Source organism: Candidatus Caccoplasma merdavium, assembly GCA_018715595.1.
Classification (GTDB): Bacteria; Bacteroidota; Bacteroidia; order Bacteroidales; family UBA11471; genus Caccoplasma; species Caccoplasma merdavium.
This window is the reverse complement of the sequence record DVLI01000026.1, coordinates 310342-336001: the sequence shown is the minus strand read 5'-3', so window position 1 is coordinate 336001 and position 25660 is coordinate 310342. Positions and strand designations below refer to the sequence as shown.

Genomic DNA, 25660 nt, shown 5'->3' with positions numbered 1-25660 from the left:
CATGATAATGTCGTCCACCCTTACAGAGGCATGTTGCCGTGTTTCTTGGGCGGGTTGCTCTGGTTTTTGTTGGAGCACATGGCCAGGGCCTGAATCAGTTTCCAGCGGGTATCACGCGGCATGATGATTTCGTCGATGTATCCGCGCTCGGCAGCCCGGTAGGGATTTGAAAATTCCGATTCATACTCTTTGATTTTCTCGGCTTTTTCCTCGGGGGTCGCTTTGCGGTAAAGAATGTTTACGGCACCCTCGGCGCCCATGACGGCGATTTCGGATTGCGGGTAGGCCAAGTTCACATCGGCACCTGTCGGTTTGCTCGACATTACGATGTAGGCGCCTCCGTAGGCTTTGCGGGTGATGAGCGTTACCTTGGGCACGGTGGCTTCGGCGTAGGCATAGACGATTTTGGCACCGTGGCGTATGATGCCGTTGTGCTCTTGCAAGGTGCCGGGCAGGAAGCCGGGAACGTCTTCGAACGTGATGATGGGTATGTTGAAGCAGTCGCAGAAACGGATAAAACGGGCTGCTTTGTCGGAAGCATCGATGTCGAGTACTCCTGCCAAGTAGGCCGGTTGGTTGGCGACGATACCTACCGAGCGACCGCCGAGGCGGGCAAAGCCGATGACGATGTTTTTGGCAAAGTGCGGCATGACTTCGAAGAAGTATTGGTCGTCGACGACCGGCTCGATGATGTCTTTGATGTCATAGGGCATGTTCGAGTCTTCGGGAATGACGGTCTGCAAGGCTTCCACTTGGCGGTGTACGTCGTCGGTGCAGGCCGACAGGGGAGCATCTTCCATGTTGTTCGAGGGGAGGAAGCTGAGCAGCTCTTTGATTTGCATGAGCGTCTCTTCTTCGGTCTCGCACATGAAGTGGGTCACACCGCTCTTGCTGCTGTGGGTGTAGGCGCCGCCCAACTCTTCTTTCCCTACCTCTTCGTGCGTAACGGCTTTCACGACGTCGGGGCCGGTAATGAACATGTGGCTTTTCTCCTTCACCATGAAGATGAAGTCGGTGAGGGCGGGAGAGTAGCAGGCTCCGCCGGCACACGGGCCGAGTATGGCCGAGATTTGGGGTATGACACCCGAAGCGATGGTGTTTTGGTAGAATATCGAGGCATATCCCGAGAGGCTGTTCACGCCCTCTTGTATGCGGGCGCCTCCCGAGTCGTTGAGGGCAATGATGGGGGCTCCGTTTTTGAGCGCGAGCTGTTGCACTTTCACGATTTTGGCGGCGTTGCTTTCGCTCAGCGAACCGCCGTGTGCCGTGAAGTCATAGGCATAGACAAAGACCAGGCGCCCGTCGATTTTGCCGTAACCGGTAACCATGCCGTCGCCGGGAATCTGTTTCTTCTCCATGCCGAAGTGGTTGCAGCGGTGCGTGACAAACTTGTCGAGCTCGTTGAAGGTGCCCTTGTCGAGCAGCATGTCGATGCGTTCACGGGCGGTCATGCGTCCCGACTCATGTTGTTTTTCTATTTTTTCGATGCCTCCGCCTTGTGAGGCTTTTTTGTCGAGGGCTTCAAATGCCTCGTATATTTTTTCTCTTTCCATTGTGTTCAGTCGTTAGGTATAATATCCAGTAAAACCAATGTTTGATTTCCGTTTACAGAGTCGCCTTCGTTCACCAGAATGTCTTTGACGATGCACTCCGAATTGACCTTGTAGTTGCTTTGCATCTTCATGGCTTCGAGTACGATGACGATGTCGCCGGCTTGCAGGTGGTCACCTTTTTGTACGGGTATCTTTACCACCTTGCCGGGCATCGGGGCGATGATTTTATCGTCTTGGCGGGTATCGTCGCCTTTTTTCATGCGCAGGTATTTGGCTTGGCTGTCGACGATGTCGATGTGATATGACCGATAAAAGATGTTGACATCATAGCTCTTTTTGCCTTCGTGATGAATGAGCTCGGCGTTGTATGAATCGCCGTCGTGCAGAATCGAGCAACTGCCGTTTTCGGCCATGACGATGTCTACCTCATAAGGTTTCCCGTCGATGGTGATTTGCACTTTGTTGCCTTCTTTGTTGACCAATGATACATCGGCCACGCGGTCTCCTATATGTATTTCCATAATTTTTCTCCCTTAGATGCGTAAAACTCCTTTTTGTAATCCGAATTCGCGCCAGCGGCTGATGGGGCGTGCGTCGGTCAGTTGCACGGGCGTGTTCTCTTCGAGATTCATGAGATAGTCGATGTATGCGGCAATCATGGCCAGGTTTTCGATTTCTTCGTTGTGGCTGTTGGTGCGTTGCAGCATACGGGCGTTTTTTTCGATGAAGAGCGTGTTGTATTCCCCTTTTACGAAATCGGGCGTGTGCATGATGCGTTTCAAGTAACTGAGGTTGGTTTTCAGACCTGTAATCTTGTATTCATACAATACGCGGCGCATGCGTTCGATGGCATATTGGCGGGTGGTGGCCCACACGATGAGCTTGCCTATCATCGGGTCGTAATAGATGGGTATTTCATATCCCTCATATACATAGCTGTCGATGCGTACGCCGATGCCGTTGGGCTCGGTGAGTTGCCTGATGATGCCCGGCGAGGGAAGGAAGTTGTTTTCCGTGTCTTCGGCGCAAATGCGGCATTCGATGGCGTGGCCGCGTTGCATGAGGTCGCTCTGTTTGAGGTGGAGCACTTCGTCGTTGGCCACGCGTATTTGCTCCTTGACCAGGTCGACGCCGCACACCTCTTCGGTGATGGGATGCTCGACTTGCAGACGGGTGTTCATTTCGAGGAAATAGAAATGACGGTGCTTGTCTACCAGAAATTCGATGGTGCCGGCTCCTGAATAATTTACGGCTTTGGCTGCGGCCACCGCTTTTTCGCCCATCTCTTTTCTAAGCTCCGGGGTGAGGAACGGGGAGGGGCTTTCTTCGACGATTTTTTGGTGGCGGCGTTGTACCGAGCATTCACGGTCGAAAAGGTGTATGACGTTTCCATGGTTGTCGCCAAGAATCTGAAACTCGATGTGGTGCGGCTCTTCCACGAATTTTTCGAGGTAGACCGTGTCGTCGCCGAACGACGACATCGACTCTGAGCGGGCGGTATTGTAGGCTTCCAACACTTCATCTTCGTTGTGAATGAGGCGCATGCCCTTTCCACCACCGCCCATCGAGGCTTTCAGCATTACCGGGAAGCCTATCTCTTTGCAGATGCGCAGGGCTTCATCGGCGCTTTGCAGAGGCTGTTCGGTACCGGGAACGACCGGCACGCCGGCGGCAATCATGCGTTTGCGGGCCGAGATTTTATCGCCCATGGCTTCCATGGTTTCGGCCGACGGGCCGATGAATATGATGCCCTCATGTTTGCAGCGGCGGGCAAACTCCGCATTTTCTGATAAGAAGCCATAGCCCGGGTGAATGGCATCGGCATGGTGCAGCTTGGCGGCCTTGATGATATTGTCGATGTTCAGGTAACTTTCATGAGAAGCGGCGGGCCCTATCAGGCAGGCTTCGTCGGCGTACATGACGTGTTTCGATGTACGGTCGGCCTCCGAAAAGACAGCGACGGTGCGTATGCCCATCTCTTTGCAAGAACGCATGATGCGCACCGCAATTTCTCCTCGGTTGGCAATCAAAATTTTCTGAATCATAAAATTCTATTTAAGTTTGGTTTGATTATTCAATAGGGGTATCCGTGTCGGGGTTGTCGACGCGGTCGATGGATAAACCTCTTTCCCGCATCTTGTTGCAAATGGCAGGTGTGCAATGCGGTGTATAATTGATAATATTCTTGACAGCTTTCCTGATTCCACGAGTTAAAAGCAGCATTTTTTTGAATGGCCGGTCTTCTGACTGATGCCTTCCTGATGTGGTTATCTGTGGCACGGAGCTTTTTCCCGGAAAATTCCGACAGTGCTTCACCGCCGCGGGATAGTTCAGGGTTTGCTCCCGGTTTCCTTTTCATCTGATGACCCGGACCAATTCGGCCGCAAAGGTAAGTAAAAACTTCTGTCACTATCCCTTTTTAGGTGCAAAAAAATATGTTTTTAAACATCTTTCTATTTGTAAAATATTGATATATTGTTGTTTGTGTATTTTCGTAGGGCGAGCGAATATATACATAAAAATAATCGGTCGATTCAAGTTCAAGTATGGAATCGACCGATTATTATGCGGCAAAGAGAAACGTTGGGCTATTTCCCCGATATGAGATTGGTTCCGCCCTCTTTGATTTCGCTGTTGGTGGCTTTGAAGAAGGTGGTTACCGGCTCTATCTGCATGCAGTTGGAGATATATGCTTTTTTCACGTTGTCGAACGTGATGACCGGGGTTCCCTCGACGGGATATTTGGTGCGGACGTTGTTGAGAATGATTTTCTCGCTGTTGGAGAATTGCCAGGGGGAGCCTTTCTCGGACGAAAATTCAACATTGTCGAAATAGATGTCTTGGGCTGTGTCGACGATGAAGCCTGTTTGGGCTTCCATGTTGATGTTGTTGAACGAGAGATTCTGTACCGGCATTTCCTCGATGCCGCTGATATAACCGATTTGCTTGATTTCGCGACCGGTGATGTTGCTCAGGTGTATGTTGCGGAAGATGGGGGTGCGTTCGCTTACCGGCTCTACTTTCGAGGTCTTGTCGTAGAAGAGGTCGAAGATGAAGGCGTTGCGTTGAATGTTGCGCATGACAATGTTGTCGACACGAATCTGTTCCACCACGCCTCCGCGTCCGCGGGAGGCTTTCAGCCTGATGCCGGCATCGGTGCCGTCAAATACGCAGTTCGATATGGTTACACGTTTCACTCCGCCCGACATTTCGCTGCCGATGACCACACCGCCGTGACCCGACAGCATGACGCAGTTGGTGATGGTTATGTTTTCGCAGGCTTTGCCATATTTGCGGCCGTCGGCATCACGTCCCGATTTGATGGTGATGCAGTCGTCGCCCACACTGATAAAGCAGTCGGAGATACGCACGTTGCGGCAAGAGGTGGGATTGATGCCGTCGGTATTGGGCCCTTTCGGATTCTTGTCGGGATTCTTGATGGTCACGCCGTGTACCACGACATTGTCGCAGAAGGCCGGGTTGACGGTCCAAAACGGAGAATTGATGATTTTTACGTTCTCGATGAGAATGTTGGTACATTCAAAAAATTGTATGAAGGGCGGGCGGAACATGCGACGTTCGAGCGACCCTTTGTAATAATCCGAGACTTCCAAGTCTGCGTTGGCCTCTTCCCACATGCGTTGCAATTTGCTCTTTTGGCTATCGGGAAGTTTCCCGCCATTGTCCTTGATTATTTTCTTGACATCATTTTCCCATGCCCACCATTTAAATCCGTTGCCGTCGAGGGTGCCGCGTCCGGTGATGGTCAGGTTGTCGGCATCATGGGCGTAGATGAGCGGCGACAAGGTGTTCATGACGGTACCTTCCCAGCGGATTTTTACAAACGGGAGATAATCCTCGAAATTGTCGGAGAATCGTATGGTGGCACCCGACTCGATGTGCAGGGTGATGTTGCTTTTCATTTCGATGGTGGCCGTCAGATAGTTCCCGGCAGGGAAGTAGATGGTGCCGCCACCCTCTTGCGAGGCTTTGTCGATGGTTTTGTTTATCAGTTCGGTGCATGCTTTTTTCCCGGTAGCATCAGCCCCCAGTTTTTTTATGTCATAGGTTTTGGCCCAAGAGAGCGACGCAAGGGCGATGCAGAATGAAAACAGAAAAAGTTTTTTCATGAATTTGTCGGTTAATGGTTAGAAAAGTGTCCAAAGGTAGCTATAAAACCGGGAACGGAAGGGGGAAAATAATCCCGCTTGGGTGTAGAAATCGATATAAAGGGCGCGATTGTGCCTATTATCCGTTCATTTCATCGCAGGTGTAGTTTAAGAAGCGGTTGAAAGGATACAGTACCAACAATTCTTCGGCAGCCCGAAGCACCCAGTCTTCGGTTTCAAAAAATGTGTCGTCTTTCGATGTGCAGGCCAGATAGTCCCGTTGTTTCAGCAGGTCGGGAAAAGGAAAATCCTTGGGGAAGGGTTTGGGTATCACTTTCAGGGCGCGCTCGCTGTCAAGGCCGTGGTAAATCTGTTTGAAAGAAGGGTCATTGAGTATTTCAAGAAACTCGTCGCAGTTGTCATAAACCGATTGTCGCAGTGCTTTCAGTAATGGCGGTTGCGGGCACCAGATGCCTCCGCACAGGAGACAGTTTCCCGGTTCGATGTGCAGGTAATAGCCTGCTCGCGGACTGTTTTTTCCACCTTTGGCGATGTATGCGGCAAAGTGCCCCTTGTAGGGCGTCTTGTCGGGCGAAAAACGTATGTCCCTATATATGCGGAAAATGCACGATGAGGCTTCGAGCCCGTGTAATTCTTCATCTTTTTCACCCATCAGAGCAATGAGTTTCTCAACGGAGGTCTCGAAATGTTTGCGCAGGCGGGTATATTCTTCTTTATGGGCATTGAACCATTCCCGGTTGTTGTGGACCCGCAATTCTTTTAGAAAATGGAATGTTTCCTTCATGCTTTCGACGGTTTGTTTTTCTCTACGAATGTAAATATATTTTTTGATATTCCCCGATTCGTGCTGGAAATTTCTGCAAAAATAGCTATCTTGCGCCCTATTTGGGACTAAAAACAAAACATAAAGATAATACGATGAAAGAAAACGAGAAAGAGCCGGTCGATTTGCCGGAGAACGCGTTTCGCGAATTGGAGGAGGGAGAGACCTATCACCCCGTCATGTCTCCCGACAAGACCTATCGGGAGGTTACTCCCTGGTCGGTTTCCTGGGGTATCCTTATGGCCATACTGTTTTCGGCCGCAGCTGCCTACTTGGGGTTGAAGGTGGGACAGGTTTTTGAGGCTGCCATACCGATTGCCATCATAGCCGTGGGGCTTTCTACCGCTTTCAAGCGCAAAAACGGTTTGGGCGAGAATGTCATTATACAATCTATCGGAGCCTGTTCGGGAACGGTGGTGGCCGGTGTGATATTCACCTTGCCCGCCCTTTATATCATTCCGGGACTGTCGGCCAACTTCCTGCAAGTCTTTTTGAGCTCTTTGCTGGGTGGTGTCCTGGGGATACTTTTCTTGATACCTTTCCGCAAATATTTTGTTTCGGACATGCATGGCAAGTATCCTTTCCCCGAAGCCACCGCCACTACGCAGATTCTTGTTTCGGGGCAGAAGGGTGGCAATCAGGCTCGCCCGCTGATTTTTGCCGGTCTCGTGGGAGGTATCTATGATTTCCTTCTTTCGACCTTCGGCTGGTGGAGTGAGGTTCTGACAACCCGCATCTTGCCTTTTGGCGATGTCGTTGCCGAAAAAGCCAAACTGGTGTTCAAAGTCAATACCGGCGCCGCAGTTTTGGGCCTCGGTTACATTGTCGGGTTGAAATACAGCCTCATCATTTGTGCCGGTTCCATCTTTGTGTGGTTCCTCATTATTCCCGGTTTCGACTTGTTTTGGGGCGACACCGTGTTGCAGCTCAACACCGGAGCTACCAACCTGATGGTGTCCCAAATGACTCCCGAACAAATCTTTACGATGTATGCCCGGTACATCGGCATTGGAGGTATTGCCATGGCCGGTATCATCGGGATTGTCCGTTCGTGGGGCGTCATACGCAGTGCCGTCGGGCTGGCTTCGCGTGAACTGAAAGGTCAGGCGTCGGCCGTCGGAGCCGGTGTGAAACGTACCCAGCGCGACATCAGCATGAAGATTCTGCTTTTCTCGGTTGTGATAACTCTGATTGCCATTTTCCTCTTTTTCTATTTCGGTGTCATTCACAATTTCACGCAGGCACTCATTGCATTTGTCGTGGTGACGGTCATCGCTTTCCTGTTTACGACGGTGGCGGCCAACGCCATTGCCATTGTGGGTACCAATCCTGTTTCGGGCATGACCCTGATGACTCTTATTTTGGCATCGGTCATCTTGGTGGCATCGGGACTTTCGGGAAAAGAGGGTATGGTCGCCGCGTTGATTATCGGCGGTGTGGTGTGCACGGCGTTGTCGACGGCCGGTGCATTGGTTACCGACCTTAAAATCGGATATTGGTTGGGAACGACCCCTGCCAAACAAGAGACATGGAAATTTGTCGGGACCCTTGTCGCCGCGGCTACGGTGGGCGGTGTGATGATTATCCTGAACAAAACCTATGGCTTCACGGGCGATAATGCCTTGGCAGCACCCCAAGCCAACGCCATGGCCGCAGTCATACAACCGCTTATGTCGGGACAAGGGGCTCCTTGGGCTCTTTATGGAATAGGGGCCGTGATTGCTTTGATACTGACAGTTTTCAAAGTTCCGGCATTGGCGTTTGCCCTGGGCATGTTTATCCCCCTTGAATTGAATACCCCGTTGGTGGTCGGCGGGCTTATCAGTTGGTATGTTTCTACGCGTTCGACCGACAAGGCCCTCAACAAGGCTCGTCTCGAAAGAGGAACCCTTTTGGCTTCGGGATTCATCGCCGGCGGAGCATTGATGGGCGTGGTAAGTGCCGCCATACGTTTTGCCGGTTTTGAATATTCATGTACCATGAACGAGCTCCTTTTGGAATCTCTCGGTCTTGTTCTCTACTTGGCCCTTATTATCTATTTGATAAAAAGCAGCATGGCGGCCAAGAAAGAGTAGGCGCCCATTCCGGGCAAGAAAAATGACGGGACGGAATTTTTTCCGTCCCGTCATTTTTTGGTGGCGGCAATGAAAACCTGTATAAAAATTTGATTTTTATTTTATTCTGTTTATATTTGTATAAATGAAAAAAACTGTTGTAATTATATCTTAACCTATGAAACGCGATTATTTATTAAGTGCAATGATTGCCATGTCGAGTTGTATGGCATTCATCGGGTGTAATCCCGAGCAGTCGGAGTTGAGTTTGGATTCTATTACCGAAAAGGCCACTGTTTCGGGAACTTTTGTTTATGACGCTGGGGTAAACATGTCCGACACTGTCTACACGGTCAGTAATTATGCCCCCGCTGCGGGTCACACGGTTTATCTCGAAATTCCATATAGCGAATATTGGGATAATGACGGCAACTCGTCGTCATCATCGTCTTCGTCCGGTTCCGGGACTTCTACTTCCCAAGGGAACAAAGGCAATAAAATCTATGAGACCGTTACCAATGACGCCGGTGAGTGGTCATTTGAGGTTCCTACCGTGTCAGAAGGCATTCAGGCAACGGTGCGCATACAAGATTTCAGAAGTCTTCGTTCGGAGTATGTGAAGATGAACGGTACGACCCCGGAATTCAAAACCTCGCTCTATGAATATGCTTGCGACACAACGGTATCGTTGAGGCCGGGTTCGGTGAAAATATTGAATATCGACCTTAAAGGAACGGAAGTCTCCGATTTTGAAGGGTTCAACCAGCGCATCACTCTCAAAGGGACGTTGCTGCAAGCCTATGAGTCGGGTTATCGTCAAGGGGCATATAAGCCCGCGGCCGACATGGCTGTCAACTTTGAAGTCTCTTACAAAGACATGACGACTCCTGTGACATTCGGCGCAACGACCGATGAATTGGGACAATATACCTTGGTTTTGCCGTTACGCTCTTATGAAGAGGGCTTCCAAAGCTTGAAGATAACGCCCAAGGAAGCCATTCTGTCGTATGAACATTTTACCGCCCCGGGCGAATCGGTGCAATTGGTCGGTAAATATGAAGTCGAGGCCAATATATCGCGTGGGGCTCTGAAAGATTTTGCTGAGCAGGAATATACGATGGCCGACATGTATATGATGTTCAATCCCGAATACAATGACGGATTCAACACCACGACCAAACCTGCCACATGGCCTGAGACGGGAACAACGTTGGCTGGCTGGTTGCATACCGACTCAGACATGCCTCAGAAAGCAACCGTGACGGGTAAATACCTGTTGGGCATGGAAACGGCATTTTGCAAGGGTACCTATGCCAACCCCTATCAAGAAGCCTGTTTCAACATTCAATATTCTACGACGACTAAAAAAGTCTATGTAAATACCGATGAGGAAGGGAATTTCTCTTTTGAATTGCCTGTGAAGAGTGGCGAGACCCCGACCATCACTCCCGGGACGTTCAACAAGGAAATCACACACTATTTGGCCGGAGGTGAGACCGAGAAGATTTCGGGAAGTTTCGGCGAAAGAATCTCTGTCGATAAAGGCGAGTGGAATGAGTTGGGTACCATCTATAACAAGTTCACGCCTCAGAATGCGACAGGCTGGTATGACAATCTTTCGGGTTGGGTAATCGACGAAAGCCTCACCGGGAAGAATACAATCGTGGGTACCATATACAAAGCTGTCGAAGTCGGATTCCGCAACGGGTCGTATGCCGGGGTGGCGAATGAGCCGGTATCGATTACAATTACCGAAAGCGGGAAATCGACCACATTCGTGGGTGCCACGAATGCTGACGGGGAGTACAGCATCGAAGTCTCTATGCGTTATCCCGACGAGGAGCCGGCCGCTCTTGTCGTGACGCCACAGTTTGCGCAGTCGGGAACAAAGTCGTCCATGACACACTATCGCCGTGCCGGTAGTACATCGACCGAAGAGATTCTTGTGGATTATGGAACCCTTCCGGCATTCACCTCATACGTCGATGGTATCAGCCGCTGGACCAACCGGGGCATTGCCTATTATGACGTGCAGAGTGTGGAAAATGAATCCAGCGTATTGAATTGGTCCAAGAACTTGGCCGGTTGGATCAACCAACGTCTGATTGTGGAAAAGAATTATTCACAAACGCTTACCGTGCGAGGCACCGTGATGCGGGCCATAGAGAAAAAAGTCGGGTCGCAATGGTTGCCCAAGTGGGAGAATGACCCCAATCGCATGGTGAGCGTGCAGGTAAACGGTCAGACCTATGATGTCGCCACATCGAGCAACGGGCAATATGTCGTTCCGGTTCAGGTCTCGAAAATAGGGACTTCCTATCAAGTATCAGTGGCTCCTGCCCAAGATGAGAAAAATGTTTCGTTCCTGCATTATCCCGATCCGGCGGCCGATACGCAAACCATTATCACGGGAAGGTATGTGTCGGTAAATAACATTCTCGATAAGACGCTTTCTCCCGTAGAGTCAATCATTGAAATTACGGAACCTTCGGCCAAGATGCAATTTGAGCCTACCGTCATACCCGATGGGTGGTACGAGTACGGTTGGAATGCAGAGTTAGATAATTAATAAGTAATGCAATAATATAGCAATCATGAAACGGAAAGTAATTCTGTCGGTGCTGTTGATGGCCTTTATGGGTACCACTTTATTGGCACAGGAAGAGACAAAGAAGAAAAGAACGCTCGAATTGCCCAAAGCCGGAGACATAGCATTGGGTATCGATGTCGTGCCGATGTTCAAATATGTGGGAAATTTTTTCAATGGGACAACCGATAATGCCTACAATACCTTTGGGGGAGAGTCGGCCATAACATTCGATAATCCCATCAACAATCCGACGGTTTCGATTATGGGTAAATATATGATTACCGACACATGGGCTGCCCGTTTGAATGTGGGTATTCTTTATACCCATAAAAATACCCGCACCTATAAACAAAACGATGCGGCCCTTCTTGAAGATCCGCTTTCCTTGGCCAAGGTGGTCGATGAGAACATCGTGAATAATACCGGTGCATCGTTTGCTTTGGGGGCGGAGTATCGCCGTGGTTATCGCCGCATTCAAGGATTTGCCGGTGGAAACCTGATTTATGCTTTCGGTGAATACAATCGCCATTATAACTATGGCAATGCCATCACCGAAATCAATCAGACCCCTTCGCGTATTGATGCGGGAAATGTGCAATATGTCCCTGACGGTTGGACAAGGGCCTACTTGCTCGACTCTTATAATGGAGGTTCTGTGCAATACTTTGGTCTTGGAGCCCATGTGGGTGTGGAGATATTCCTGGCATCGCATTTCTCGCTGGGTGGTGAGGTGAGCATCAATGCCATCTGGAAGTGGAGTCCCGAAACCTATGAGGAAATTGAAGGCTTCAATACGATGAACAATCAAGTGGAAAAGTTTACCAACCTCATCTCTCCCGGGAACAAAGAGTTTTCTTTCGGTACGGAGAATCTGGGCGGGAAACTCTATTTGCTGTTCTATTTTTGATACCTCTTTTATGTCGTGAGAATTGATACTTCACGACGAAACCCTTTGGCAGGGCGGGCATTATGGGAATGTCCGCCCTGCCAGTTATTCTGCTCGTGGCGAAATGACATGGTGTGGCGGGAAAATCTTCCTGTCGGGTGCTTGGTGCCTTTTTCGCACCCTGTCGATGGCAGGAAATAGAAGGCCGTGAACATTGGAGGGGGCGTGTTTGTTATGTCATAACCATACTTTTATGACAATGATTATGAAACGTTCTATCGAAGAAGCCCTGCGCAATCGCCGCAGTTATTATGCCATTGGCGATGAATCGCCGGTGTCGTATGAGGTTATCGAAAAAATTCTCGATGATGCACTCACATACACCCCTTCGGCGTTCAATTCCCAGTCGACACGCCTGGTACTTCTCCTGGGTGATGCCCATCGACGTTTTTGGAACATAACGCAGGAAACATTGAGAGCTCTTGTCGCCCCCGAAACCTATAATAAAAGCCGGGAAAAAATCGAGACCTCTTTTGCTGCGGGACACGGAACGGTGTTGTTTTATGAAGACTCCGCTGTCGTGGAGTCGATGCAGAGTCGTTTTCCCCTCTATGCCGACCGCTTTCCCGTGTGGTCGCAGCAGACGTCGGCCATGCACCAGTTGGTGGTGTGGACGATGCTCGAAGATGTCGGCTTCGGAGCTTCCCTGCAACACTATAACCCCTTGGTCGACGACGCTGTCCGGCGCGAGTGGAAATTACCGGTTACTTGGCAGTTAAATGCGCAGATGCCTTTTGGGAAACCCTTGCTGGAACCCGGTGATAAAGAGATTGCGCCCTTGGAATATCGGTTGAAGGTTTTCCGTTGAGCTTGTATCGCTTCCTTACCGATGTATGCGGGGATTTCTCGTCAAATAAACCCGAAGGGCCCAATAGATTTTTCTATTGGGCCCTTCGTCGTGACTCATCTGGCTGTTTATTTCAAGGCTTCGATGGCTGCTTCGTAGTCGGGTTCGTGTGTGATTTCGGGGACTAATTGTTCATACAGGATTTTTCCCGATTCGTCGATGATGATGACCGCGCGGCACAACAGTCCGGCCAATGGCCCGTCGATGAGTTCGACACCGTATTCTTTTCCGAACTTCGTCGAACGGAAAGCCGATACGGCGACAACATTGTCGATACCTTCGGTCGCACAGAAACGCGACTGGGCAAACGGCAGGTCTTTTGAGACCGCCAGCACCAGGGTATTTTTCATTTGTGCGGCTTTTTGATTGAATTTGCGGACCGATGTGGCGCATACGTTGGTGTCGAGACTCGGGAAGATGTTGAGCAGGACACGTTTGCCTCTCAACTCCTCGTCGGTGAGTGTCGAGAGGTCTCCTTTGACCAACTCGAATTTGGGTGCGGTTGTCCCTTTTTGGGGCAATTCTCCGGCGGTGTGCACCGGATTGTTGAGGAATGTTACAGTAGCCATAATGAAAATTTTATTGGGTATGTCAAAATAGGATAACAATGCGGCCCGGCATTTGGTTCAAGAGAGCGAAAGCCATTTGTACGACTCTTCGAGGCTATATCCCCGTTCCCGACAGTATATTTTTCGCTGTTCGTTATCGATGACGCCGATGTGGAAGTAGCTTGCTTGCGGGTGGGCAATGAGGAGCCCCGTAACGGTCGATGATGGGTAGAGGGCTCCATTCTCGGTCACGGTGACCCCGGCTTTTGCAAAATCGAGCAGGGTATCGAGCGTGAAACCGAGCGACTGGTCAGGCAGTGAAGGATAGCCGACGGCCGGGCGTATGCCTTGGTAGTGTTGGGAGAGGAGCGACGGCACATGCGGCTTTTCCATGGGCATATAGCCCCAATAGCGGGTACGAATGCGGTAATGCAGCCATTCGGTGGCGGCTTCGGCCAGTCGGTCGCAGAGCGATTGCAACAGCAGGGCTGCGTAGTGGTCGTCTCCTTGTTTGAGTTGTTCGATTTTGGCCGCGAGACCTTGGCTGATGGTTACGACAAACGCTCCTACATAGTCGGTGCGATTCTCTTGGTTTTGAGGCATGACAAAGTCCGGCAACGCAAGGTATGCCCCTTCGGGCTTTGTTTTTTGTTGACGCAGACAAGGTATCACGACATCGCCTTCGGCCGTGTGCAAGACGATGCGGTTGCCGTTGCTGTGTGCGGCGAAGATGCCGAAGCGTGCTTGCAGGAACATCGTGTCGTCCTCTTTTTCGAGTTGGTCAAGCCAACTTGCGGCATCGTCAAGGAGCCTTTCGGTTTCTTGGGCTTTGTCCGGTTCTTCGGGTGTAATATGGGGAAGTTGCGTCATGCAGTGCTGGCAGCAGCCGTCGAGGGGAGAGGCGTTCCCGGTCAGCCGCCATGTGTGGAGGAAGTATTTCCAATTGATACACGGCCTGACTTCTTGTATGGAGAGTTTGAGTTCCCTCCGTTCGCCCGGCATTTGAGGGACGGTCGGCGTGTAATGTGTCCAGTCGGCTGTGAAAGCCTGTGCGTTGGCTTCGGCATAGGAGAGGAGGGGTTCTTGTCGGGTTTCGACCGAACGGCGCAACTCTTCTTGTTCCCGGTGCAGTTCCCTCAGAAACGATTCCCGGGTTTGCTCGTTGAGCCATTGTGCGGCCACGACGGGAATTTGTGCGGCGTCGCGTGTGTGAATCACGGGGCCGCTGTATCGGGGTGCGATTTTCACCGCCGTATGCAGTTTCGAGGTGGTGGCACCACCTACCATGAGGGGGATTTTCAACCCGGCTTTTTCCATCGCTTCGGCAATGTGGCACATCTCTTCGAGCGACGGGGTGATGAGTCCGCTCACGCCGATGATGTCGACCTTCTCGCGGAGGGCTGTTTCGATGATGATTTCGGTCGGCACCATTACTCCGAGGTCGATGATGTCGTAATTGTTGCAGCCGAGGACGACGGCAACGATGTTTTTCCCGATGTCATGCACATCGCCTTTGACCGTGGCCAGGAGGAATTTTCCGTTTTTCCGACCGCTCTCTTTCTGCACGGGAATATAAGGCTGCAAGATAGCGACCGCCTGTTTCATGGTGCGGGCGGTTTTCACGACCTGGGGCAGGAACATTTTTCCTTCACCGAAGAGTTGTCCTACGCGGTTCATTCCGTTCATGAGGGGGCCTTCGATGATTTTCACGGCACTGCCGTAGACGGCCAGAGCCTCGTGCAGGTCGGCATCAAGACGGTCGCTGACACCTTTGACAAGGGCGTATTCGAGCCGTTCATCGAGCGACATCAGGTCGCGTGGGTCACCTTGCCCGGTTTGTGGCTGTTGTTGGGTGGTTTGACCTTTATGTGACTCGGCGGCCTCAATCAGTCGTTCGGTGGCATCGGGGCGGCGGTTGAAGATGACATCTTCGATGCGGCACAACAATTCTTCGGGAATATCGGTGTAGGTGACACTCGTTGCCGGATTGACGATAGCCATGTCCATACCCGCCTGTATGGCGTGAAACAAGAACACGGCGTGCATGGCTTCGCGTATGTAGTTGTTTCCGCGGAACGAAAAAGAGAGGTTGCTGATGCCTCCGCTCACTTTGGCTCCGGGAAGATTCTCTTTGATCCATTTGACGGCGGCGATGAAGTCGGCTCCATAATTGAGATGTTCGTCGATGCCGGTGGCAAGAGCCAGGACATTGGGGTCGAAAATGATGTCGTTGGGGTCTATCCCTTCCCGGGTGAGCAGGGTATAGGCTCTCTGGCACACGGCAATCTTGCGGGCATAGCTGTCGGCTTGGCCTGTTTCGTCAAATGCCATGACCACCATGGCGGCTCCGAGGCGGTGTATCTCCCGAGCATGGGCAAGAAAGGTCGCTTCTCCCTCTTTCAGGCTGATGGAGTTGACGATACACTTTCCCTGCACGCATTTGAGCCCGGCCAGGATTACCGGCCACTTCGAGGAGTCTATCATGACCGGTACGCGACAGATGTCGGGCTCTGAGGCTATGCGGTTGAGAAACGTGACCATTTCGTCGTGGGCATCGAGCATGGCGTCGTCCATGTTGATGTCGATGATTTGAGCACCGTCGGCGACCTGCTTGCGGGCGATTTCGAGGGCCTCGTCATAATTCTTCTCCGAGATGAGTCGCAAGAATTTCCGTGAACCGGCCACATTGCACCGTTCGCCGACATGAATGAAGTTGTTTTCGGGAACGACATTTAAGACTTCAAGACCCGACAGGCTGAGCATCGGTCTTTGGACGTGGGGGCGGCGGGGTTGTTTCCCGGCGGCCAGCCGGGCGATGGCGGCAATGTGTTCTGGTGTGGTGCCGCAGCAGCCGCCTACGATATTGACGAGTTGTTCGTCGATAAATTCTTTGATTTGCAACGCCATCGTTTCGGGGGTCTCGTCATATTGCCCGAATCGGTTGGGCAAGCCGGCGTTGGGGTAGGCCGATATGTAGTAGGGTGCCGTCTCGGAGAGTTGTTTCAAGAACGGCTTCATGTCGCGGGCCCCGAAGGAGCAGTTCAGTCCCACCGACAGCAGTCGGGCATGCCGCACGGAGGACAGGAAGGCATCGAGAGTTTGTCCCGAGAGAGTGCGCCCCCCTTTGTCGGAGAGGGTGACCGAGAGCATGATGGGGAGGTGCTTCCCTTTCTCCTGCATGACCTCTTCGGCGGCATAGAGTGCCGCTTTGGCATTGAGGGTATCGAAAATCGTTTCGAAGAGGAGCAGGTCGACCCCGCCGTCGATGAGTGCGGCGATTTGTTCCCGGTAGGCGTCGGTGAGGTCGTCAAATGTGAGGGTGCGCAGGGCGGGGTCGTTCACGTCGGGCGACATCGAACAGGTCTTGTTGGTAGGCCCTACCGAGCCGGCCACAAAACGAGGCTTGTCGGGCGTTTTCGCCGAGTAGTTGTCGGCAACGTTCCGGGCGAGGCGAGCCGCCTCGAAATTGATTTCAGCCACGACCGACTGCATGTCGTAGTCGCTCATCGATATGCGATTGGCGTTGAATGTGTTGGTCTCGATAATATCGGCTCCGGCATCGAAATAGGCTTCGTGTATGGCCGAAATGATTTGCGGGCGGGTGAGGCACAGCAGGTCGTTGTTCCCTTTCTGCAATGCGGTAACGTCGGCAAACCGTTCGCCTCTGAAATCGCTTTCGGAGAGTCCGTATTGTTGTATCATCGTGCCCATGGCACCATCGAGTACCATGATTCTATGATCGAGTATTTCTTGGATTTGCATGATTTCGAACAAAAAGAATGATAGACAAAGGTAATAAAAAAGAAAAATCTGAGGTGAATTATCTTGAAATATTGAACAAAATGGAATTATTCTTACTACATTTACACACAAATCACATGATGCTGTTTTTTGAGAACGATTGGGTCTCTCAGCAAAGGTGACGATGGAATTGGAGAGAAAGTAAAGACCCGAAGATTTCGCTTTGTGTCGGAATGTCTCCATCTGTCGACAACCGATTATAAATCTCAATCGTTATTAAAGGAAAACCGGAATTGATATGAATGAGAAAGTGCCGTTGAATGTCTTGGGCATAACTTACAACCGTGCGCAACCCGAAACGTATATATTGATTATGATCGAGGAGGGTGGGGTGCGCCAGATGCCGATTGCCATCAGACTGGCCGAGGCTCAGTCTATCATGGCATTCATACAGCGGGTTGTTCCCCGGCGACCGCTGACGCACGATTTGTTCTCTTCTTTGACCAAGGCGTTTGGGATAGAATTGCAAGAAGTATTTATATACCACTACGAAGAGGGTATCTTCTCGACCGAGATGATATTCAACGATGGAGAGCGCGAGGTGCATATCGACGCACGCGCTTCCGATGCTGTTGCGCTTGCCATGCGCATGCATGCTCCCATCTTCACCACCCGTTCGGTTCTCGACGTTGCCGGCATCACCCCCGACCCCATAGAAATATCGAAAGACGAGAGTGCGGACGATTCTCCCGCAATCCCGCTAAAACATTTTACCATAGAATCGTATGGTACGGCAGAGTTGAAGCAACGTTTGCAGCAGGCTATCGATAAGGAAGAGTATGAAATGGCTTCACGCATACAACAGGAGTTGAAAAGGCGTGAGGCGAATGACTCTCCTTTGGCTTAAAGCGGTCTGCATCGAGTGAAACCGAAGAATGATAAAAACCGCTTTGTCCTACTGTAATCATTTTATTCCCTTGTCCCCTAAAAAGGCCGCCTTTTATGTCGATGAATCGGCCGTAATTGTTACCTTTGTGCATTATCGTTTCCCGACGTCTGCCGAAGGTCATGGGCAAGGGGGACGATATGTCTTATTCCAAAAATAGAAAGCATGCACATCTTTTACACGCCCGATATTGCTGCCGTCAGTGAATTGCCCGAGGAAGAATCGCATCACTGTGTGAAGGTGTTGCGGTTGCCCGAAGGCGAAGAGATTTTGCTCGCCGATGGCAAGGGCACTTTTTATCGGGCCCGAATCACATGGGCGCACCCCAAACACTGTGCCGTAGAAATTCTCGAAACCCGACAGGCACCTCCGGCATGGGGCTTCAACGTGCATATAGCCATAGCTCCCACCAAAAATCTCGACCGCATGGAGTGGTTTGCCGAGAAGTGCACCGAAATAGGGGTCGATGCGATAACCCCGCTGCTGTGCCGTTTTTCGGAGAGAAAAGAGTTGAAGATCGACCGCCTGCGCAAAATATTGATTTCGGCGATGAAACAATCGCTCAAAGCCGTTTGCCCGAAACTCGACGAGATGACCGATTTCAAGAGTTTTGTCACCCGACCTTTTGACGGGGAGAAATATATCGCCCATTGCCACGATGGAGAGCGACATTTGTTGACCGACAGCTATTCACCCGGGCATGATGCCTTGGTGCTGATAGGGCCCGAGGGCGATTTCAGTCCCGAGGAGGTGGAATTGGCCCTGTCAAATGGTTTTCGGCCCATTTCGTTGGGCGATAGCCGGTTGCGTACCGAAACGGCCGGCGTGGTGGCCTGTCACACCTTGCATGTAATGAACCTGTTGAAAAATAACGCTGATAAATAATCCTATGATGTACCCTCAAATCGAAAATCTGAAACATACCGATTCCAACACTTTTTTCCTGATGGCCGGGCCTTGTGTCATTGAAGGCGAGGCTATGGCCATGCACATTGCCGAAACCATCGTGAAGATTACCGACAAGTGGAAAATCCCTTATATCTTCAAGGGCTCTTACCGTAAAGCCAACCGCTCCCGCTTCGATTCCTTTACGGGAATCGGCGACGAGAAGGCTTTGCTCATCTTGCGTAAGGTGCGGGAGTCGTTTGATATTCCTGTTGTTACCGACATTCACTCTGCCGAGGAGGCTGTTATGGCCGCCGAGTATGTCGACATTTTGCAGATACCGGCCTTCCTTTGTCGACAGACCGATTTGCTTATCGCCGCTGCTCGAACCGGTAAGATTGTGAACATCAAGAAGGGCCAATTCCTTTCGCCCGAGGCCATGCAATTTGCCGCCGGAAAAGTCGTCGAGTCAGGCAATCACCAGGTTATGCTCACCGAGCGGGGTACGACATTCGGTTATCAGGATTTGATTGTCGATTATCGAGGAATCCCTCAGATGCAAAGTTTTGGTTTCCCGGTGGTGCTCGATGTCACCCATTCGTTGCAGCAACCCAATCAGACTTCGGGCGTTACCGGTGGGGTGCCCCGTCTTATCGAGACGATGGCCCGTGCCGGAATCGCGGTCGGGGTCGACGGCCTTTTCATGGAGACACACCCCGAACCCTCCAAGGCAAAATCCGATGGCGCCAACATGCTTCCCCTGCATCGGCTCGATGCTTTGTTGGGCCGTTTAGTGGCTTTGCGCCAAGTCGTCAATACATTCCACGGGATATAATTCGCCAATGGTTCTCTATTTCTCTGCAACCGGCAATTCCATGTGGGTGGCTCGGCAACTGGCCGAGGCTCTTGCCATGCCTGTAAGAGCCATAACAGAACAGGAACCGACATTTGCGTTTTTCCCCGACGAACGTCCGCTCATACTGGTTTTCCCCGTGCATTCATGGGGGCCGGCGGCTTCGATGTATGAGTATGTCGCACAGATGTCGTTTGAAGGATATGTCCGGCAGCCTGTATATGTGGTGTGCGTCTGTGGCGATGATTGTGGGCGGACCGATAAAATCATGGCTCGGTTATTGCATAGGAGAGGAGTCGATTTGACGTCGGCTTTCTCGGTGCAGATGCCCAACAACTATATCCTTTTACCGGGTTTCGATGTGGATAAGCAGGCTGTCGCCAAACAAAAATTGTCATCGGCCTCGGCGCGTGTGCGGGAAATTGTCGCGGCGATAAAAAATGGAGAAGGGCACTCGCTTTATTTCTCGGGCAGATTGCCGCGATTGAAAAGTTGGATATATCCGTTATTTGTAAAATATGCCCGTTCACAAAATCGTTTTTACGCGACAGAAGATTGTATCAAGTGCGGCAAATGCATTCGCTTGTGTCCCGCCGGAGTGATAAGCGCCGACGCGACCGGTCGCCCGCAGTGGCAGCGAAAAGGGTGTGTGCAATGCCTTGCTTGTATCCATCGTTGCCCGCAACGGGCTATTGAGTACGGACATATATCGGAGAAAAAAGGGCGCTACCACCACCCCGATTGTCCTTGACAAAGAGGGGCGATGACCTATTTATTGGCCGTAAGTGTAGACTGTGGACGGGTGTCGAAGACGGGTACCCGTGGCAATCAATGAGCTATGATGTTTTCGGGCGTAATTCCCACGAAGTGGTCGATGACACGGTCGGCAAGTGGAGCGATTTTTTCAGCGGGAAGAGTCGTCGCCAATCCAATGACGGTCATGCCGCCCGCACGACCGGCTTGCAGACCGGCCAGGGAATCTTCAAACACGAATGCCTGTTGGGGGGCCACACCCAATCGATGAGCCGCCAGGAGGTATCCTTCGGGGTCGGGTTTCGAACGGGTGATGTCGTCGGCCGAAATGACGGTGTTGAAGTAGGATTTGAGATGGGGGTGTGCTCGCCATAAACTGTCCAGCTTTTCATTGTCCGAACTGGTCACAATGGCCGTGCTGATGCCGGCTTCCCGCACTTTATTCAAGAACTCCTCTATCCCGGGAATCAAATCAAATCGCATGGCTCTTTCCCAAGCCAGCAAATCCGAGGCAATCTGTTTTTGCCAATCGTCATGGCCGGCAAAATGACGTTCAAAAATTTGCCGCAACGTGTTCCCTTTGATTTTCATGCCGAAATGGTCGGAATCGTGAAGGTAGTCATTACCCACTTTGTCCCAAAAGATGCTGTATTGGGGTTCGGTGTCGACGATGACCCCGTCTAAATCAAAAAGGAAAGCCATATTTTTGTCCATCAATTATTGTATTTGTTTAACGCTGCAAAGGAAATAAAAATCGACCGACTACACAAATATTTGCTACCTTTGCGGTCGATATTGTAAAGGAAAAGTGCATTATGCCAAATGATCAATCTCCTCAAATTTTGGGCACAGCGCCCATCGGGAAGTTGCTTGTAGAGTATTCTCTGCCGGCTATTATTGCCATGACCGTTGTGTCGTTGTATAATGTCATCGACAGTATTTTCATCGGTCATGGAGTAGGTGCCATGGCCATTGCCGGCTTGGCCATAACGTTCCCGTTGATGAATTTGATAATAGCTTTTTGTACCCTTGTCGGAGTGGGTAGCGCGACGATAAGTTCGATTTATATGGGACAAAAAGATACCCAACGGGCCACCTGCGTGTTGCACAACGCCACGATTTTGTTGCTTATCAATGGCGTGTTGGTGACGATTGTGACGCTTATATTTCTCGACCCCATCTTGCTCTTTTTCGGAGCCAGTCAAGAGACCTTGCCCTATGCACGGGATTTTATGCAGGTTATCCTGTTGGCCAATCCCATAGCCTATTTGTTTGTAGGATTGAATAACTTGATGCGGGCAACGGGCTATCCACGCAAAGCCATGCTCTCATCGTTTCTCACGGTAGCGGTGAATGTCGTAGCAGCCCCTATATTTATTTTCCTGCTCGGTTGGGGCATACGGGGGGCGGCTTTGGCCACGGCGATAGCGCAACTCACGGGGTTGATATGGGTCTTGTCTCATTTCTTGGGAAAAAACAGTTTCATCTCGTTCAAGAAAGGATATTTCAAGCTCCATCGTCGCATTGTGTCGGCCATTTTGGGCATCGGCATGTCTCCATTCCTGATGAACTCATGCTCGTGCATCGTGGTCATTATCATCAATACCTCTCTGCAAAGTTATGGCGGAGACATGGCCATCGGAGCTTATGGTATCGTCAACCGCATGCTTACGCTGTTTGTAATGGTAGTGTTGGGGCTGACGCAAGGTATGCAACCCATTATCGGATACAATTACGGAGCCAACCGTTTCGACCGGGTGAAACAGACGTTGCACTATGGCTTGATTTTCGGCGGTTGCATTACGACACTCGGATTCCTGGCCAATGAATTGATTCCCGGCGTGATAGTCAGTTTCTTTACCGACAGTCCCGAACTGCTGGCCGTCTCGCGTAACGGCCTGCGCATCATGAGTGCGGCCTTTGCCATTGTCGGGTTGCAGATTGTCATTACCCAGTTCTTCCAGTCGATTGGCAAATCGCAGATTTCGATTTTCCTTTCTCTCTCTCGGCAATTACTCTTCCTGATACCTTGTCTCTTGGTGCTTCCCCGTCATTATGGTACCGACGGTGTGTGGTGGAGCATTCCGATTGCCGACATGGTGGCTTTTGTCGTTGCGGTCATAGCGCTCTTGTATCACATACGCAAGATGTCGCGACGGAATTTGCAGGTGCAGTAGGAAAGATTTGATTATAAAATCCACAAGGAAGGGGCGCTGTCGCGACAGCGCCCCTTCCTTGTCACTTATGGAGGATTGAGGATTATTTGAGATGGAACATGTAGGCGATGCCTGCCGTTATTTGTTGGTGCGCCGATGCCGAGAAATAGGCATCTTTACCCTTGCTGTTTTCGAAGAAATCATTCAGCCCGTAATAATAACGACCTTCGAGGATAATGCTGTGTTTTTTCAGTTTCAGTTCGATGCCGAGACCGGCAGTAATACCGTAATCGAGTTTCGTCTTGATAGGCTCATAGTATTGCTGGGTCTCCCAACTGGCTGAAAAATTGGGCAAGTCATTGATGTCGAAGTTCGAGGTGTAACTGTCTGACAGATAGAATCCGATTTGAGGACCCATGTTGATGAATACCCGTATCGGTTCATTGCCGAAAAAGATGTGGGAGAGCATCGCCGCCGTGAGGTAATTCATCGTGTGGCTGAATTGGTAGGTATCGGGCGTTTGGCGCGAAAAGTCTTCTTTCCAGCCGAATTGGCAGAAATTGACCTCACCGATAATTCCGAAATATTTCTCTTCGATATAGCGCACCGAGGCACCTGCCGTCATGCCGGGAAGGAATCCTTCTCGCACCGATGGCCTGAAATTGACTTTCGAAAGCGTGGCTCCGCCTTTGACGCCGAATGAGACAGCTCGGTAATCGTTGTAGCGGCGTTGGGCCGGGGTCTGGGTGGCAAACGTGAAGAACAGCGCGAATAAGAGTCCGATGCAGGATATGCGTTTCATGGGCGGGTTATTCGGTAATGGTTTCTCTTACGATTTCGAGTGTCGGCTTGAAACGCAAGAAGTAGATGGTGTTGTTGAAAAATCCACTCCAATTGTTGATGCGTTGGAAATGGTATCCGGTCTGTATTCCCGGGTAGGCCAATGTCGATATTTCCCGGTCGAAGCAACGTCCGAACTGTTGCAGGGCTGTCAGGAAGAAAAGCCCCGTGTCGTATCCCAGCAAGACGTGTTGGGGATTGGCCGGCAACATATCGCGATGGAACCAATACAAGAATTTGTCTTGTATCTCCATGGCCGCCGAGTCGGTGGGCAACATGTAGAAACGGGAGAAGAAGGTGGTGTTGAGTTGGTGGAACTGGTTGATATACTCTTTGGTGTAGAGTTGCCATTCGGGGTAGCCATAGAGCGAGATATTGAGTTGGGGCTTTTCCTCTTTCAGCTTGCTCAGAGGTGCCAGCACTTTCCCCACCGAACTGCGGCTCGATGCGTTGGTAAGGAACATGATGTCGGTGGCGTTCGGAACCATTTCGCTGAACGTTTCCATGTAGGGGTCTTGTCCCAAGGAGATTTCGACAAAATCGCGTTCCTGTTGCAAGAGTGTTTTCTTGATGAGGTCGAGGTAACTGTTTTTGCTGTTTTCTTTGCCACTGTCGTCGATGACGAAGACGACATAACGGTCGTTTATCTCCTCAATGATTTTTTCGCGGCTTTGTGTGTAGAGGTTATCGTGCGGTATGTTGCATTGGAACACTTTCTCATTGCGTTCGGCCTCATTGTTCTTTACGGCGAACGGGTTCACCATGTTGATGTCGTGTTTCTTGGCAAATTGAGCGACCGAGGTCATATCGTCGTCTTCGACCGGGCCGATAATCAGGTCGAGTTTCTTGTCGGCCAGGGTTTTGAGTTGCGACTCAACATATTCATGGTTTCCCCGGGTGTCGATGGCATAGATGTTGAGCGACATGCCGGCCTGTTTCATGCTGTCGGCAGCCAAGAGAAATCCTTGATAAAATTCGGTGTAGAGTGTTGAACGCGTGTCGAGTGGCCGGTCGGTCATGAATGGTAAGATGATGGCAATATTATAGGGCTCGCCGGCCTGTTTCTCTATTCGGTTGAGTTGCGGAACCGAGGACTTTGTCGTGTTTTCTTTTGATACCTTCTTGGGAATGGCGACGGTATTTCCCCGTTGCACCTTGTCTTTTCCGTCATTCACGGCAAGAATATCTTCGACCGTTACGCCGAACGCCTCAGCTACACTTTCGATGGTCTCTTTGCGGCTTTTTACCTTGTAATAGAAAATTTCGGGTTTGGGCTGCGGTTGCGACAACTCTTTGTTGTCCGATGCGATGCGTATGACTTCTCCCACACTTAACGTCTCGGGCGTGATGCCGGGGTTCTCTTTCAGAATGTGGTTGACCGTTGTGCGATACCGTTTTGAGAGGGAGTAGAGGGTTTCTCCCTTGGCCACGGTGTGGTAGACATAGGCGTCTTGTGACTGTATGGGATTGCCCACGATGGCGTTTTGCGGAATCTTTAAGGTGTCACCCACCTTTATGACCTCTTCGGAGCCCGGGTTGAGGGCTGTTATCCGATTGATGGAGATGCCGTACATGCGAGAGAGCGAGTAGAGTGTTTCTCCGCTTGCGACGATGTGGTCAAACGTCTTTTGGGCATTGGCTATCTGTGCCGTGTTGTATCGCACCGGTATGATGAGCAGGTGCCCTTCGGTGAGGGGCGATTGTTTTATCTCGGGGTTGTACTGTATGATGATGTCGGGTGTGACGTCGAATTTGAGCCCGATGCTGTCGAGCACGTCATTTTCTTCGATGCGGTAGAAGTAATATTCTTTCCCTTCGATGGTCTTGCGGGAGAAAGTGGTTTGCGGCGACCGGTTTTTGTTTTTGTTGGTAGTTGTCTGCCCGACTGCCGGGGCAATTAAAATAAGCGAAACGACCAGAGAAAGTATCGTTTTGTGGCAAAGGTGTCTCATCATTTTATTCCAAAGTGATAACGTGAGGAGACAAAGGTAGTAA

19 protein-coding genes are annotated in these 25660 nt (G+C 50.9%); 9 read left to right on the top strand and 10 right to left on the bottom strand.

Translation table 11 applies throughout. The annotated features are described in order from the left end of the window. Positions 1-20: 20 nt before the first annotated feature. The 5 genes from IAD09_09935 to IAD09_09915 form a co-directional block, all read right to left on the bottom strand. On the bottom strand, positions 21-1553 hold the full coding sequence (locus IAD09_09935; GenBank protein HIT82541.1) for an acyl-CoA carboxylase subunit beta: 1533 nt from the start codon (positions 1551-1553) through the stop codon (positions 21-23). Between the two features lie 5 nt (positions 1554-1558). Beyond that, the gene (locus IAD09_09930) at positions 1559-2074 is read right to left on the bottom strand and encodes an acetyl-CoA carboxylase biotin carboxyl carrier protein subunit (protein ID HIT82540.1); all 516 of its coding nucleotides are present in this window, start codon (positions 2072-2074) and stop codon (positions 1559-1561) included. A gap of 12 nt (positions 2075-2086) precedes the next feature. Beyond that, the gene (accC, locus tag IAD09_09925; protein ID HIT82539.1) at positions 2087-3598 is read right to left on the bottom strand and encodes an acetyl-CoA carboxylase biotin carboxylase subunit; all 1512 of its coding nucleotides are present in this window, start codon (positions 3596-3598) and stop codon (positions 2087-2089) included. Between the two features lie 543 nt (positions 3599-4141). Then, positions 4142-5683 carry a glycoside hydrolase family 28 protein gene (locus IAD09_09920; protein ID HIT82538.1) on the bottom strand — a complete coding sequence of 514 codons (1542 nt, stop codon included), beginning with the start codon at positions 5681-5683 and terminating at the stop codon, positions 4142-4144. 118 nt (positions 5684-5801) lie between these two features. Further along, complete coding sequence (locus tag IAD09_09915; protein ID HIT82537.1) at positions 5802-6467, bottom strand: DUF2461 domain-containing protein; 666 nt, start codon at positions 6465-6467, stop codon at positions 5802-5804. Positions 6468-6601: 134 nt separating this feature from the next. Between IAD09_09915 and IAD09_09910 the strand changes: the two genes are divergently transcribed. The 4 genes from IAD09_09910 (at position 6602) to IAD09_09895 (ending at position 12904) form a co-directional block, all read left to right on the top strand. Beyond that, complete coding sequence (locus IAD09_09910; protein HIT82536.1) at positions 6602-8581, top strand: oligopeptide transporter, OPT family; 1980 nt, start codon at positions 6602-6604, stop codon at positions 8579-8581. A 157-nt stretch (positions 8582-8738) separates the two neighbouring features. Continuing rightward, on the top strand, positions 8739-11129 hold the full coding sequence (locus IAD09_09905) for a hypothetical protein (protein HIT82535.1): 2391 nt from the start codon (positions 8739-8741) through the stop codon (positions 11127-11129). Positions 11130-11154: 25 nt separating this feature from the next. After that, positions 11155-12057: a hypothetical protein gene (locus IAD09_09900; GenBank protein ID HIT82534.1), complete on the top strand. Its 903-nt coding sequence runs from the start codon at positions 11155-11157 to the stop codon at positions 12055-12057. A 244-nt stretch (positions 12058-12301) separates the two neighbouring features. After that, entirely contained in the window at positions 12302-12904 is a 603-nt protein-coding gene (locus IAD09_09895) for a nitroreductase family protein (GenBank protein HIT82533.1), read from the top strand. 107 nt (positions 12905-13011) lie between these two features. Here the strand turns inward: IAD09_09895 and tpx are convergent, their stop codons facing one another. Continuing rightward, entirely contained in the window at positions 13012-13512 is a 501-nt protein-coding gene (gene tpx, locus IAD09_09890; GenBank protein ID HIT82532.1) for a thiol peroxidase, read from the bottom strand. Between the two features lie 57 nt (positions 13513-13569). After that, positions 13570-17253 (bottom strand): methionine synthase, encoded by a 3684-nt coding sequence (gene metH, locus IAD09_09885; GenBank protein HIT82531.1) that lies wholly within the window; start codon positions 17251-17253, stop codon positions 13570-13572. A 277-nt stretch (positions 17254-17530) separates the two neighbouring features. Here metH and IAD09_09880 point away from each other — a divergent pair, with 277 nt between their 5' ends. The 4 genes from IAD09_09880 to IAD09_09865 all read left to right on the top strand — a co-directional run bounded on the left by IAD09_09880 (position 17531) and on the right by IAD09_09865 (position 20667). Continuing rightward, the gene (locus IAD09_09880; protein HIT82530.1) at positions 17531-18139 is read left to right on the top strand and encodes a bifunctional nuclease family protein; all 609 of its coding nucleotides are present in this window, start codon (positions 17531-17533) and stop codon (positions 18137-18139) included. A gap of 204 nt (positions 18140-18343) precedes the next feature. After that, complete coding sequence (locus tag IAD09_09875; protein ID HIT82529.1) at positions 18344-19063, top strand: 16S rRNA (uracil(1498)-N(3))-methyltransferase; 720 nt, start codon at positions 18344-18346, stop codon at positions 19061-19063. Between the two features lie 7 nt (positions 19064-19070). Then, a complete protein-coding gene (gene kdsA, locus IAD09_09870) occupies positions 19071-19898 on the top strand; it encodes a 3-deoxy-8-phosphooctulonate synthase (GenBank protein ID HIT82528.1) in 828 nt (275 codons plus the stop codon). A 7-nt stretch (positions 19899-19905) separates the two neighbouring features. After that, positions 19906-20667: an EFR1 family ferrodoxin gene (locus IAD09_09865; GenBank protein HIT82527.1), complete on the top strand. Its 762-nt coding sequence runs from the start codon at positions 19906-19908 to the stop codon at positions 20665-20667. Between the two features lie 77 nt (positions 20668-20744). Here IAD09_09865 and IAD09_09860 read toward each other — a convergent pair whose 3' ends face one another. Then, positions 20745-21383, bottom strand: coding sequence for an HAD family phosphatase (locus tag IAD09_09860; protein HIT82526.1), 639 nt, complete (start codon positions 21381-21383; stop codon positions 20745-20747). Positions 21384-21484: 101 nt separating this feature from the next. On the opposite strand from IAD09_09860, the gene IAD09_09855 reads away from it, so the two are divergent. Continuing rightward, on the top strand, positions 21485-22846 hold the full coding sequence (locus tag IAD09_09855; GenBank protein HIT82525.1) for an MATE family efflux transporter: 1362 nt from the start codon (positions 21485-21487) through the stop codon (positions 22844-22846). 82 nt (positions 22847-22928) lie between these two features. Here IAD09_09855 and IAD09_09850 read toward each other — a convergent pair whose 3' ends face one another. Both IAD09_09850 and IAD09_09845 read right to left on the bottom strand, forming a co-directional pair. Then, complete coding sequence (locus tag IAD09_09850) at positions 22929-23627, bottom strand: PorT family protein (GenBank protein HIT82524.1); 699 nt, start codon at positions 23625-23627, stop codon at positions 22929-22931. A gap of 7 nt (positions 23628-23634) precedes the next feature. Further along, positions 23635-25620: a LysM peptidoglycan-binding domain-containing protein gene (locus IAD09_09845; GenBank protein HIT82523.1), complete on the bottom strand. Its 1986-nt coding sequence runs from the start codon at positions 25618-25620 to the stop codon at positions 23635-23637. Between the last annotated feature and the right edge of the window lie 40 nt (positions 25621-25660).